This window comes from Flavobacterium sp. ARAG 55.4, from assembly GCF_051846875.1.
Classification (GTDB): domain Bacteria; phylum Bacteroidota; class Bacteroidia; order Flavobacteriales; family Flavobacteriaceae; genus Flavobacterium; species Flavobacterium plantiphilum.
On sequence record NZ_JBPYCT010000014.1, the window covers coordinates 70,766 to 83,788 of the forward strand.

The following is a 13,023-nucleotide window of genomic DNA, read 5'->3' on the forward strand; positions in this document are numbered from 1 at the left end:
TTATGAACATCACCTTAAACCACCCCCTTGTTAAAAAATCGCAATCGTTAATTGCCTTATTCCTGCTGTGCTTATTTATTAGTCTGCTGTCTGATAAGTTCATGACGAGTACCAATCTGTGGAATGTATTACGACAGATTTCTGTCAATGTTTGCATTTCTGTAGGTATGACCTTAGTCGTTTTAATGGCAGGAATAGACCTTTCTGTAGGTTCTGTTTTAGGACTTTCAGCCGCTATTTGTGCAGGAGTATTAAAAAACGGACTCGTATTTGAATCCTTGGATTTATTTGTTGGATTTACCGTTCTGGGCGCTATTTTAGCGGCCATGCTCATCGGAATGGCGCTGGGCCTGTTCAATGGCTGGGTCATCACTAAATTTGCCATCCCGCCCTTTGTCGCCACACTCGCTATGCTGACAATTGCCCGCGGTTTGACCATGCTTTACACCGAAGGAATTCCTATTTCCAACTTAGGTCCTAAGTTTGAATTTATTGGTTCCGGCTGGATTTTAGGCATCCCCGTTCCGGTCTGGATTTCGCTCATTATGGTTTTAATTGTGGTTTTTCTAACCAATAAAACTACTTTTGGACGTTATATTTATGCTATTGGAGGGAATGAGAAAGCAGCTTTTTTATCCGGAATCAGCATCAACAAAATCAAACTGGCGGTTTATGGAATAGCCGGAATGATGGCTGCTGTAGGCGGTATTTTAGTTACTTCCAGACTGAATTCAGCACAGCCTAATGCCGGTATGAGTTATGAACTGGATTCGATTGCCGCAGTAGTAATTGGAGGAACTTCGCTTTCGGGCGGTGTAGGAACCGTAACCGGAACTGTTATTGGTGCCATCATCATCGGAGTTTTAAATAACGGATTAGTATTGCTTGATGTTTCACCTTTCTGGCAACAGGTAGTAAAAGGGATTGTGATTTTATTGGCAGTGATTATTGATAAAATGAATCAGAAAAATAAGTAACCTATTTTTTGATCTTAAGAAACTAACACTTAGAGCCTGTTTGAAATTATTAAAAAAAAGAAATTTTCTTTTTTTCCTTACGGGTGGAAAATTTATTAAAAATTCACGAACACCTATTTAAATAAGCACTTCGACAAGCTCAGTGTGACAATAATTCTAAAATTAATCCCTTGTCAGTCTGAGCCTGTCGAAGACCATTTTATACTAAATTATACAAATGAAAAAATACATTCTCGCCATAGACCAGGGTACCAGCAGTACCAAAACCATCATTTTTGACGAATTAGGTCAGGCTGCCGCCAAAGGCAGTGTGGACTTAAAAACCAATTATTTTGACAATGGTTTTGTGGAGCAAAATCCGGAAGATATTTATCAAAATGTACTGGATTCCGTAACTGAATGCCTGAATGATTTCACCGGAAAGGGACTGGATATTCACAATATTGTTTCCTGCGGGATTAGTAATCAAAGAGAAACTTTTGTGCTTTGGGACAAAGAAGGAAAAGCTTTGGCTCCGGCAGTCGTTTGGGCTTGTAAACGCTCCATTGGGATTTGTACGGATTTAATTGAAAAAGGACAAAATGACCTTATCAAACAAAAAACAGGTTTGCTGTTAGACCCTTATTTTTCGGGTACTAAATTGCTTTGGTTGCTTGAAAATGATATAGAATTAAAAGAAAAAGTAGTAAACGGCGAAGTTTATTTTGGAACTGTAGATTGTTGGATTTTATATAAATTAACCTATGGAACCGTTTTTAAAACTGATTATACCAATGCCTGCAGAACTTTACTTTTTAATATTCATAACTTACAATGGGATGCTGAAATTTTAGAAAAATGGAATCTTTCCAACTTAAATTTGCCGCAGCCCTGCCCTTCTTCGCATGATTTTGGGATAATTAAATGGGGAGAAATTTTAAACTTAGAAAATCAGTTTTCGATTCCCATGACTTCCCTTATTGGCGATTCGCATGCGGCTACTTTTGGAGAAGGTTGTTTCGAAAAAGGGACTGCTAAAGTTACGCTGGGAACAGGAAGTTCGATCATGATGAATATAGGCGATAAAGCCGTTTTATCCGATTCCGGGATGCTGACAACCATTTGCTGGAGTACCGAAAACCGTGTAGATTATGCGCTTGAAGGTGCTATCGTTTCCTGTGGTTCGACTATTGAATGGCTGAAAAACGAACTGCAATTGTTCTCCTCGCCTGCCGAAACAGCAGCTATGGCAACCGCAATTGCAGATAATGCAGGAGTGTATCTGATTCCGGCTTTTAGCGGACTGGGCGCGCCACACTGGCAAATGAGCCGAAAAGCATCTATTGAAGGAATGACATTTGGCACTACTAAAAATCATATTGTCAGAGCAGCACTGGAAAGTATTCCGTACCAAATCAAAGATGTGGTACAAGCCATGGAACAAGACATGCAGGCGGCTTTAAAATCCATTTCGGTAAACGGCGGTATGACGCAAAACCAGTTTGTGATTCATTTTCTGGCAGATTTACTAGGAATTCCATTGAACAAGCAACGCAATCCTGATGTTTCTGCTTTAGGCGCTGCTTATCTCTCCGGACTGAAAAGTGGCGTTTATGATAGCATTAAACAACTTGCAGCAATTAACAAAGCACAAACAGAACAGGTTTTGGCTAATGCTAATAACGATTTACCAAGTAAAGGTTATCAGGGTTGGAAAGAGAAAATAGCGAGATTATAGAAGGCAATCCCGAAGATTTGGGAAAGAAAATAGATATTCCCCATTTACAGCCGTTTATAAAGCGGCTGTTTTTGTGTATGTAAGAAATAATTTTATTTTTGTAAAGTGTATTAAAAAATAATGCGCAATAATAACAAAAACATGCGCATAACATGCCAATAAAGGATATAACTAGTCTTTTTTATTCGGATATATACTAGTTGTATGCTATTTTACAGAGAAACCTCGACAATAAAGAACATTTACTAAAACAAAAATGAATAAAACACTACTCATATTATTTAGCTTTTTATTACTTAGTTGTCATTTGAAATCTCAAAATAACATTGTGGTAAAAGAACCCGAAAAACATCAAGAAATAACCAAAACTAAACTAACTGGAAACCAAATTGTATCCGAATTAGAAAAACTCAATTTTTTCAATCTTACCGAAAAAAAAGATTTGAAAGAAACAAAAGCTGAATTTAAGAAATCGTATGATGAATTAAATTTCTTTGAAGGCAAAATGAAAGGCGAAAGCTTAATATTTACCGACAATAGGTTTTATTTTATTGATGCAGAAACTCTATTTGAAGGTGGTGGTTTAATTCAGTATTTAAAAACTGTAAAAAAATCATTTGACAAACTAAACTTGAAACTTGAAATTTCAGATGAATTTAATAATCAAACTGAAAAACACTGGACTCATACAATAAAACTCAACGGAAAAGAATACATTGCCTATGATGGTGACTTTGGAGACAAAGATTGGGGAATTTCGTATGTCAACTTTATAGAAATGCTGAACGAACAGCTAAAAACACAGAAAAGTAACGAAAAATTTTATCCAATTAGTTCTGGAAATGACGGCAGAATGGTTTTGCTAACAAAAGAACAATTTGAATTTGTAAAGACGAATTATCCAATTGACCAAGAACACCCGAAAGAAATAAATGAGTGGAAAAGTGGTTACGGATTATAAAAAACAGCATACAACAGCTACTACAACGGATTTAGGCAATTGGCTTAATGGGAAAATGGTTTTGTGCTTGAATGATTAGTGATAACCGAAAAATAAACCCCACACTGGCGCTCGTTTGCAACGAGTGCCTACTTATAATAAAACAACAAATCATAGCATTTGCAATGCGGAAATTAAAAACATTCCCTAATGAGATGCTTCCTTCGTCAACATGACAAGTTTGTGAGAAAATCTTAAGCTTAAAAATTTCTCCCCTTAACTGCAAGTAATCGCAAATTTGGCCTGGTGCTTATTTAAAGTTAGTTTTGTAATTGCATAATTACTGCTTAATGGAAAACTATTGTATTTTTATCCCAACCTGCGTACCAACTAAACCTTAGCTGCAAATTACTAAGACTTAATTGATAAATACTAACGAATGGAACAAATAAAAGTAATATTTTTTGCCTTAGCTTCTTTTTTTGGAATTGAAGACTCTAGAATTGCTGCTGATAAAACTACCATAACGATTTACCCTGAAAAAAAGGAAATTGAAATAATTCAAGAAGGTCTGTTTTCTATTGTACAAACAGAAAAAGACAGTGTATTGATTCTGGAAGAATGGAATAAGTTATCTGAATTAAAAAAAGGACATACAAATTGGTCCGGAGAATTAGATAGTTTTACTATGAAAAGTTTTGATTTTACGCCTGTAAAAAATGCAATTCAGCCACATTTAATACTTAAATATTCAAATGAAAAGGATTTAAGAAATTTAGGAATTTGGTATGATGAAAATAAAAATCAATTTTCTGTTAATCATAATGAACAAGACAACTTAACGACTAGCGATGGCAATCTTGAAGGAAATTATTGGGTTTTTAATGGAGATCACAAATTTAGTTTTACATTAGCACCTTTTCTTCAGATGCCGGAAAATTATCTAAAATTTAAACGACCTTTAAAAGAATTGATTTCCAGTGTAAAAAAGCAATGATACCAGCGGCTAACAAGGTTAGCATTTTCACAACCTCTTTTAAAAGCTAAATTTTAAAGATAATTATAAGTATCTGCGCACTGGAACCCGACCGCACGCATATCTCAACGCAACCATAGGCGGAAATATTTTCCGTGCCCACAACAGTGAGCAATCAAATACTTTATAGAGTTACTTGTTGAGATGTTTCCTTCGTCAGCAAAACAACTGTACGATTAAATTCTATCAAAAACTTACAATTTACAGAAAATTAAGCCGAACTATTGCTTTAAAATTTCTTTTAAAACGGTAAACGAAGTATATTTACATGAATTAAAAAAGGGAAATATGCATCTCAAAACACTGATACTGATTATCATTAATAGCCTGATCGCCTTAGTCATTGCTTTATTGTCTTTTTCTTCGTACCAACAGTTTTCCAACGTTTTGAATGATCGTATTTTGCTGCAATTGAATTCGATTAAAACACTGAAGCAAAACCAGATAGAACATTTATTAAAATCAGAATGGGAACGCTTTGAAACTTTAGGTGTGTTCAGTCAAAATAGTGACATCTCCTTATTAAAGCTTCCGGACAACATCAAAAAAGGCAATGGAATTTATGATTTGACTCCCTATCACATTGCTAAAAAAACGACAATCGCTTTTATCTCCAATTCGAAAAAAAGAACCAGGATTAAGGTTTTAGATTATAACAAAATAAAAAAAATACTGTTGGAGCGTACCGGAATGGGCGACAGTGGCGAATCCTATCTGGTAGGTCAGGATTTTAGAATGCGTTCGCAATCCCGTTTTTACCCAAATAAAACACCTTATACGATATTGGTAAAAACAAAAGGCGTAACCAATGCTATAAAAGGGAAAAACAGCAGAGGTGTTTTTGAGGATTACCGGGGCATTGATGTCTACAGTGTATACAGTCAGATTGTAGTAGGAAAGTTAAAGATGGTTATTCTTTCTGAAATAGATGTTGACGAGGTGACAATTCCCTTAAAAGAACTCCGGGAAAGACTTGCAGGTTTAACGCTTGCTATTTTTTTACTGGCGGTGATGCTTTCTCTGTTTCTGACAAAAATTATTACCAACCCGATTAAAAACATGCAAAAAAGCCTCCGGATTATGGCAGAAGGAGATTATAATCAGACCAATGAATTTATAAAAAATTCTAAGGAAATAAAAGAAATGTTTGATGCACTGGCCCATTTAAAAGCTTCTTTACAGGGTGCCGTAAAATTCTCAGATGATATTGGTAAAATGAATTTACATAGTGATTTTAAACCTAAAAGTCCGAATGATCTGCTGGGAAAAAGTCTTTTAGCAATGCGTGACAAACTTATCGAGTTTCGAAATAATGAAGAAAATACCCGGATAATATCCAAAAGAATGCTGGTAAACGGAATGGAAAATGAAAGACGCCGACTTGCCCGCGAGCTCCATGATGGGATAGGTCCGTATCTCACCTCTTTGAAACATTACATTGAAAACAGAGTGCAAAATGAAGTAAAAAAATCAGAAATGAAGAAAATAGTTGATGATACCATTTCTGAAATCCGATTGATGTCTAATGCGTTGATGCCTGCTTCTATAGATGACTTTGGAATTGGTGTTACGTTAACAAACTTTATCGAGAGTCTCAAAAAATCAACAACAGTAACTATTGAATATGAAGATTTGACCCAACAGGAAAATTCTAATATTACCAATCATCAGGCTATTAATCTTTTCAGAATAAGTCAGGAGCTGATTAATAATTCATTAAAACATGCTGATGCTAAAAATATCCGGATTACACTTTCAGAATTTGATGATTTTATTTCTCTTTTTTATTTTGATGATGGTATTGGGTTTGATTTAAACACGGTGAAATTAGGTCTGGGAATTATCAATATCAAAGAACGTGTGGAAATCTGTAATGGTACCATTACCATCAATGCAGCTCCCGGAAATTCTACCTTTGAAATTGAATTACCTATAGAATTATAAAATTATTTACAATTAAAAATCATTATACCAACAGGAATAACAGCAATAAACATTGATAAAAATGTTGAATTACTGAACCTATAAAAACAACAAACAGCTACCGATGAATGAGATTAGATTAATTATAGCCGACGATCATGAACTTTTCAGAAACGGACTTGCAGAGCTTTTAAGAAAGCATGACGACATCAAAATCGTTAAAAGTGTTGCTGATGGTCTGGAATTTATGGAGCTTATCAATAGCTCATTTGAAGCCGATATTGTACTGCTGGATATCACCATGCCTAATATGGATGGTTTTCAGGTTTTAAAAGAAATAAAAGACATCAATTATAACATCAAACCTATTGTTATTTCAATGCACAATGATGGTAATTATATTGCCAAATGTGCTAAAATGGGCGCTTACGGTTATTTATTAAAAAACACTGACGAATCAGAATTGATACTCGCCATAAGAAGCGTTGCTAAAGGTAAAAAATATTTCAGCGCCGAAATTTCTGAAAAGATGATCAACTTTATGTCAACGCAAAGTATCAGTGAAAATATTTTATCCAATAAAGAAACCGAAGTTTTAGGATTGATTGCCAAAGGATTAACTACTAAAGAAATCGCAGCGAAACTCTTTGTGAGTTCCCGCACCATTGAAACTCACCGCGCCAATATTTTAAAAAAACTGGAAGTAAAAAACACTGCTGAACTCATTAAAAAAGCGGCAAAAATGAATTTGATTTAACCCTTAAAAACCATAATATCCGTATTTATACGGATGCAAATTGAGTAGATTCCCATAATTCTGAAATGCTATTACTGAATGTATCTTTGCTAAGAACATAAAAAGTAACAGTCATGAAAAATATAGCATTAATTTTAGGAGTCTTATTAATTTCTTTTGGTGCCTTTGCACAGGAAAAAGACAATGTAAAACAGAGTGATTTAAAAGGTCCTGCTTACAAGAATTACAAGCATTGGATGCACAAAACAGTACCTACTAAAATATACTCTGAAAACAATAAAAAAGCACTGCAGGGACCAGCATATAAAAATCAACAAGTCTGGAAAGAAACTACAAATAAAGAACTGGTTGAAGTAAAAATTGGTGGTTCTGAAAGACAAAAATTAACAGGACCGGCATACAAAAATTTTGGTCCATGGAGTAAAAACTGGTAGTATTTCCAAAAATCAGATTCCACATAGAATATCTAAGAAGGCTGTCCGAAATTATTTTTCGGACAGCCTCATTTTTTTTTATTCTAAAAAAGCTCTAATCTTTATATAAAGTAAATAGTTCCTCTTTATCTTTTACAGTAATATCACTGTGTTTTTCTTTACCGCTATTATCTAAATAAACAAATTGGTAAGTGGTATTCTTTGTTACTTTAAATTTTAGAAACTTATTTAAATCGTCAATAGGCGAAGGAGAAAATCCAAAATCCAATTCCTTCCCGTCTCTTTCTATAGCAATTTTCTCTGACACACGTTTTAAATCTTTATCCGATTTATAAAGTTGTAAGCTAATCCATACTTCATCAGGTTTTAAGTTTTCTAAGACTTTCTCTTTTTCATACAAATCAATGTATCTTTTAGTAACATTTTCGGCATGAATAGCTGTAGAAAGTGTATCCCATTCTAATCTGAAATAAGTTTCTTTTGGCTTATAAGAAGAGGCATAAATCCAGTGTCTCGGATTGGATATATCAGCTCTTCCGGCATCAGCTAAAAACCAGGCTTTGTTCAAATCTTCCGGATAATATTCGGTAAAATACCATTGACCATCCACCCACACTTCTACCCAGCTGTGATTTCCTTTCATATTGGTCCACATAGGAGTACCCGCCATGCGGGCAGGAATCCCAACCGACCTGAAAGCATCCACCAATAGAAAAGAAAGTCCGGTACAGGTAGCCATTTTTTCCTTTATAGATTGAAACGGACTAATATTTACAATACTGCGATTTACATTATAATCAACTGATAAAACATTTCGAATGTTAGTGGCAACAGCTTTAATCGCTTCCCTAACGTTTTTACTGTCTTTAACTAGTGGTGAAAACTTTAAATAAAAATCATTTCTCCAGTTATCCCTGTTTTCATCAAAACAATAATAGGCTAACACTTCATTAAAAAAAATAGAATCCGGTAATTTAGCACACCATGAAAATTCTTTTTTAACCTTATAAGCGCCATCAATCTGATCTTTTATATAAGGAATAGATAAGGATTTCAAATCACGTTCGGGCATATAAGCAATAAGAAAAGAAGCTGCTTCGTAATGCTTTTTGGGCACGGTGTTTAAAAAATATTGTAAGGAGTCTTTTCTGTCTCCGGATTTCTCTAAAGCTGTATGCAATAAAGCTTCGTATTTAGGTAAAAAAACGCGATTTTTAATTTGGCTGAACGCCAAAAAAGGAATAATTGTAAAAACGAGAACGAGGCAATTAATTTTTTTCATGGATTTAAAAAGAGTATTTTAGATATAAAAAAACGCTACTTCATTTAAGTTTATTTTTATATCTGATTATAGTATTTACGGGCAATTGTTAGCTCTAAAAACTAAAGTTAGCAAAAAACAATACTATAATTCAAGAGAAAATTAAAAACGGTGTTCTATTTAACAGACAGTAATTTTCTTTTTGAGAAGTGATAAGAATCTAGTATAACCGGCTGTCTTGGGAAATTAGTAATTATTCCCCACTTATTTTTTTTTATAAAAAACATTAGAAAACTCTAAGCGAGTTAATACAGAGTAGATTACGTTAAGGAGGTTTGTTATAGGTAACGATTTAGTAATGGTGCTCATTGCACTCACTTTCAGTGGTTTTCTCCTTGTAACTCAGCGCAAATTTACAAAATATGAATAACATCTTTTGTGCTAAGCAGATTTTTTTGCTTTTTAAATTTGATATAAAACAAATAACATTCAGTAGTATATAGATAAAAGTAAACCCGAATAAGAAAAAAAATCTTACCCAACTTGGGTGTAACTTGGGAAAAAGAGCCATTGATAATCCTAATCTTTGTAAAGAGCAATTCATTCAATTGCAATTAGTATTCTAACAAAAACTATATTGCCATGAAATACTCTTTACATAAAATCATTGACGATGTAAGTCAATACGAAAGCAAGATTGTGAATGAGGCATCTGGGTCTTTGGACGAGGCACTCAAAATGATTAGCTATTTACAAGAAGTCCTTACCTCATTAAAAGCATCTGTCGTCAAAGAAGGTTTCGAGAGCGAATGGGAAGAAATCAATTTTTTCAGGAACGTCAAACCTGGTATTCTTGGTAAACTGATTTATTATAACAAGGTTTATCGAATTGAATGTGCCTGTCCTCTAGGTAGCGGAAAAATATACAGGAACTATTTTTCTAACCAAATAAAAGAACTCAAGCAGGAATTTGAAGAGCACATTTTTAATTCCGAATTCTACAGATACTATCGGTCGGGAAGAAATGACCGAGACCAAACCTTTTTCAGATTGGGCAATATTAATCTCTATGATGGGTTGAACAGCTTTGTTTTTGAAATTGACCATCACTTTTCCACTTATTATGATTATAAAGTTGCACGCATCATAGCCAACGATCTGCTCCAAAATTATTTGCATCTTAAAATAGATTCAATCGAGGACAGTAACTTTAAGGATGAAGAAGCCACTAAAGACATTTTTTGGACGAGTAGTAAAAACGCCCTTGTAGAACTCATTTATGCAATGTATGCTTCAGGAGCTGTGTCACATGGAAAAGTGGGCATAAGAAAACTAAGCATGGTAGCGCAGATAGTTTTTAGTGTTTCGTTGGGTGATCTTCATCATGCGTTTCACCGTATGAAAACAAGAGCAGGTTCCCGGACAGCATTTTTAGACCAACTCAAAATTTCTCTAGAAGAATACATGGATAAAGATCTTTAGTCATTTTATACAACTTACATTCAAATAAGTTAAAAGCAGTACCAAAAACGTACTGCTTTTTCTTTTACCCATATCTGCCAATTGGCAAATGTTAGCAAAACTCCTTTCTAAAACTCCTCTAATGCCTTGAAATCACTGTAAAACAAGGACTTTTCCTAATTGTGAAAATTTTAAAAAAACAGACTAACCAATTGGTAAGGCTTGGCAGACAAACCCTGCCACACTTCTCAATTTTGCATAAGCGACATTAAAGAGTTGTAAAATGAAAATTATAACAATTGAAGAAGAGGCATGGAAACAGTTGAACAACCGTATCAATGCCATTGCCGATTACCTTAAAAGACAGGAGGAAAATAGCTACGACGACCTATGGTTGAATAACCATGAGATATGCCAATATCTGCATATCAGCGAAAAAACCCTATGGCGAATGCGTACCAAGGGTGAGATAGCTTATTCAAAGCTTTATGGACAATATTTCTATACCATAGGGGCTATCAAGGATATGCTAAATGCCAATGCTGTACAAACCAGTGACGAGTATGTAAAAGAGCTGATGGCAAGAGGCAAAAGCTATATCGAGAAAGGCAGAAAGTTGAATACTGGCAAGCAATAAGACTACCATTAAACATATGAATATGAATATCGACAGAATTGAATTTATAGCGTGGATGGAGCGTATTTTAGAACGTCTTGATCTATTAAAAGAGCATATAGATGAAAGCAAGAGAAGCCGTAACAGTATAGACGGTGAAGAATTATTGGATAATCAGGATTTGCTACAGATGTTGAAAATAAGTAACCGCTCATTACAACGGTATCGCTCCATCGGTAAGTTGCCTTACTATACAATTAGCGGAAAACTTTACTACAAATTATCGGATGTACACCAGTTTATCAGGGAAAGTTTCAATCCTCCCCTAAATAAATAACGCCAAACAGCGACAAATACTGCCTTTGACTGCCAATTGTCCTAAACCAATGAACGCTTCTTATACATTCGGCAATGAATAATAAATATTTGATAGTATGAGTGAGGAAACAACAACACAAAAAATGCCCGAACAATTTTCAGACATACTGCTAGTATTGGATAAAGAGAAAAAGAAAATTCAGGCTGTAAAGAGTATTGATGAAAACGGGAATATGGAAACCGTTGATCCTACGAAAAAAAATCAGAACCAGTTTATGCGGGTGGACAAACATGCAGACTTCTTTTCCAACTTCTTCTCCAATTTTTTTAGCCAGCTAAAGAACCCTAGTAATTTTTCATTCTTCAAGGTACCTGCACCTCTTGCGGTTGAGAAAGCACAGGAAATGCAGCAACAAATAAACAATCCAACTCCCGAGGGAGAAAAAGTGATGAAAGATCAAGAATTAAAACCAGAGTTAAACCAGGATAATAAACAAGAAAATCAAGACAATATGGAAACAACACAAACAACACCAGAAACAAGCGAATACCGCTACAAACCGGAACAGATAGATTGGGAGACGATGAACAATCTTGGGTTGAGTAAAGAAAAACTTGAAAAAATGAACCTTCTTGACCCGCTGCTAAAAGGCTACAAAACCAATGAACTGGTTACTGTGAGCCTGAACCTCGGGACAGCTGTTACCCGTATGGATGCTCGTTTGTCGCTACAGCCGAATGATAACGGACAAATCGTGGTTGCCATTCACGGTATCCGTAAAGAGCCCAACCTCAACTTTGAATTTTTCGGACATAAATTCAATCAAGATGACAAGGATAACTTGCTAAATACCGGAAATATGGGGCGTGTAGTCAACCTGACAAATCCGAAAACAGGAGAAACCATTCCATCAATCATTAGTGTGGACAGACTGACAAATGAATTGGTTGCCCTAAAAACCGATTTCATTAAGATACCTGACGAAATAAAAGGAATAAAGCTTGATGAAACCCAAAAGCAAACTTTAATGGAGGGTAAACCGCTTCAATTAGAGGGTATGATTTCTAAAAAAGGAACAGAATTTTCGGCAACGGTACAGTTCAATGCAGACAAACGTTATGTAGAATTCCTGTTTGACAGATCGGGCAACAATCAGCTGTCGCAAAATAACCAACAAAAAAGTCAGCAAAATCAGTCGCAGGAAGCACCAAGAACTTTTAGAGGTAAAGAATTGGATGATGAACAATACAATAAGTTCAAAGCAGGTCAGACTGTTTATGTAGATGGGCTGATAGATAAAAAAGGTCAGAAATACCAAGGATATATCACACTGAACAAAGAAACTGGTAAAACTGGTTTTTCCTTCCAAAACCCTGACAAGCTCAAAGAACAGGCAAAACCTACGGAAGCCCACAAAACTCAAACCGCTGTCAATTCGGAGGGTAAAACCAATGAAGCGACCAAAAAGATTAAAGAACCTCTACAGAAAGGACAGCAAGCTCCGAAAAATAAAAAGCAACATGAGGAACAAGAGAGACCCGAAACACCTGCCAAATCAAAAGGCAGAAAAATGTAATAAAGT

At 35.1% G+C, this 13,023-nt stretch carries 12 protein-coding genes; 11 read left to right on the forward strand and 1 reads right to left on the reverse strand.

The features are described from left to right. The first annotated feature begins 2 nt into the window (after positions 1 to 2). The 7 genes from ACSV4D_RS15160 (at position 3) to ACSV4D_RS15190 (ending at position 7,784) form a co-directional block, all read left to right on the forward strand. On the forward strand, positions 3 to 977 hold the full coding sequence (locus tag ACSV4D_RS15160) for an ABC transporter permease (RefSeq protein WP_439228917.1): 975 nt from the start codon (positions 3 to 5) through the stop codon (positions 975 to 977). 217 nt (positions 978 to 1,194) lie between these two features. Further along, on the forward strand, positions 1,195 to 2,694 hold the full coding sequence (locus ACSV4D_RS15165) for an FGGY family carbohydrate kinase (RefSeq protein ID WP_439228918.1): 1,500 nt from the start codon (positions 1,195 to 1,197) through the stop codon (positions 2,692 to 2,694). Positions 2,695 to 2,950: 256 nt separating this feature from the next. After that, the gene (locus ACSV4D_RS15170; RefSeq protein WP_439228920.1) at positions 2,951 to 3,655 is read left to right on the forward strand and encodes a hypothetical protein; all 705 of its coding nucleotides are present in this window, start codon (positions 2,951 to 2,953) and stop codon (positions 3,653 to 3,655) included. Positions 3,656 to 4,073: 418 nt separating this feature from the next. Next, positions 4,074 to 4,631, forward strand: a complete 558-nt coding sequence (locus ACSV4D_RS15175; protein ID WP_408082022.1) for a hypothetical protein — start codon at positions 4,074 to 4,076, stop codon at positions 4,629 to 4,631. Positions 4,632 to 4,958: 327 nt separating this feature from the next. Further along, complete coding sequence (locus ACSV4D_RS15180) at positions 4,959 to 6,614, forward strand: ATP-binding protein (RefSeq protein ID WP_439228921.1); 1,656 nt, start codon at positions 4,959 to 4,961, stop codon at positions 6,612 to 6,614. Positions 6,615 to 6,717: 103 nt separating this feature from the next. Further along, positions 6,718 to 7,350: a response regulator gene (locus tag ACSV4D_RS15185; RefSeq protein ID WP_439228922.1), complete on the forward strand. Its 633-nt coding sequence runs from the start codon at positions 6,718 to 6,720 to the stop codon at positions 7,348 to 7,350. A 113-nt stretch (positions 7,351 to 7,463) separates the two neighbouring features. After that, positions 7,464 to 7,784: a hypothetical protein gene (locus ACSV4D_RS15190; RefSeq protein ID WP_439228923.1), complete on the forward strand. Its 321-nt coding sequence runs from the start codon at positions 7,464 to 7,466 to the stop codon at positions 7,782 to 7,784. A 94-nt stretch (positions 7,785 to 7,878) separates the two neighbouring features. Here ACSV4D_RS15190 and ACSV4D_RS15195 read toward each other — a convergent pair whose 3' ends face one another. Next, positions 7,879 to 9,066: a transglutaminase-like domain-containing protein gene (locus ACSV4D_RS15195; RefSeq protein ID WP_439228924.1), complete on the reverse strand. Its 1,188-nt coding sequence runs from the start codon at positions 9,064 to 9,066 to the stop codon at positions 7,879 to 7,881. Between the two features lie 621 nt (positions 9,067 to 9,687). Here ACSV4D_RS15195 and ACSV4D_RS15200 point away from each other — a divergent pair. The 4 genes from ACSV4D_RS15200 to ACSV4D_RS15215 all read left to right on the forward strand — a co-directional run bounded on the left by ACSV4D_RS15200 (position 9,688) and on the right by ACSV4D_RS15215 (position 13,017). After that, complete coding sequence (locus ACSV4D_RS15200; RefSeq protein ID WP_439228925.1) at positions 9,688 to 10,527, forward strand: RteC domain-containing protein; 840 nt, start codon at positions 9,688 to 9,690, stop codon at positions 10,525 to 10,527. A 262-nt stretch (positions 10,528 to 10,789) separates the two neighbouring features. Continuing rightward, positions 10,790 to 11,143, forward strand: coding sequence for a helix-turn-helix domain-containing protein (locus ACSV4D_RS15205; RefSeq protein WP_439228926.1), 354 nt, complete (start codon positions 10,790 to 10,792; stop codon positions 11,141 to 11,143). Between the two features lie 22 nt (positions 11,144 to 11,165). Beyond that, a complete protein-coding gene (locus tag ACSV4D_RS15210; RefSeq protein WP_439228928.1) occupies positions 11,166 to 11,459 on the forward strand; it encodes a helix-turn-helix domain-containing protein in 294 nt (97 codons plus the stop codon). Positions 11,460 to 11,556: 97 nt separating this feature from the next. Further along, complete coding sequence (locus ACSV4D_RS15215; protein WP_439228929.1) at positions 11,557 to 13,017, forward strand: DUF3945 domain-containing protein; 1,461 nt, start codon at positions 11,557 to 11,559, stop codon at positions 13,015 to 13,017. The last annotated feature ends 6 nt before the right edge of the window (positions 13,018 to 13,023 follow it).

What these genes read in the sequence shown, in the direction of transcription:
- ACSV4D_RS15160 (WP_439228917.1), top strand. Translation starts at nt 3, where the DNA reads ATGAACATCACCTTAAACCACCCCCTTGTTAAAAAATCGCAATCGTTA.
- ACSV4D_RS15165 (WP_439228918.1), top strand. Translation starts at nt 1,195, where the DNA reads ATGAAAAAATACATTCTCGCCATAGACCAGGGTACCAGCAGTACCAAA.
- ACSV4D_RS15190 (WP_439228923.1), top strand. Translation starts at nt 7,464, where the DNA reads ATGAAAAATATAGCATTAATTTTAGGAGTCTTATTAATTTCTTTTGGT.
- ACSV4D_RS15195 (WP_439228924.1), bottom strand. Translation starts at nt 9,066, where the DNA reads ATGAAAAAAATTAATTGCCTCGTTCTCGTTTTTACAATTATTCCTTTT.
- ACSV4D_RS15210 (WP_439228928.1), top strand. Translation starts at nt 11,166, where the DNA reads ATGAATATCGACAGAATTGAATTTATAGCGTGGATGGAGCGTATTTTA.
- ACSV4D_RS15215 (WP_439228929.1), top strand. Translation starts at nt 11,557, where the DNA reads ATGAGTGAGGAAACAACAACACAAAAAATGCCCGAACAATTTTCAGAC.
- ACSV4D_RS15180 (WP_439228921.1), top strand. Translation starts at nt 4,959, where the DNA reads ATGCATCTCAAAACACTGATACTGATTATCATTAATAGCCTGATCGCC.
- ACSV4D_RS15205 (WP_439228926.1), top strand. Translation starts at nt 10,790, where the DNA reads ATGAAAATTATAACAATTGAAGAAGAGGCATGGAAACAGTTGAACAAC.
- ACSV4D_RS15200 (WP_439228925.1), top strand. Translation starts at nt 9,688, where the DNA reads ATGAAATACTCTTTACATAAAATCATTGACGATGTAAGTCAATACGAA.
- ACSV4D_RS15175 (WP_408082022.1), top strand. Translation starts at nt 4,074, where the DNA reads ATGGAACAAATAAAAGTAATATTTTTTGCCTTAGCTTCTTTTTTTGGA.
- ACSV4D_RS15185 (WP_439228922.1), top strand. Translation starts at nt 6,718, where the DNA reads ATGAATGAGATTAGATTAATTATAGCCGACGATCATGAACTTTTCAGA.
- ACSV4D_RS15170 (WP_439228920.1), top strand. Translation starts at nt 2,951, where the DNA reads ATGAATAAAACACTACTCATATTATTTAGCTTTTTATTACTTAGTTGT.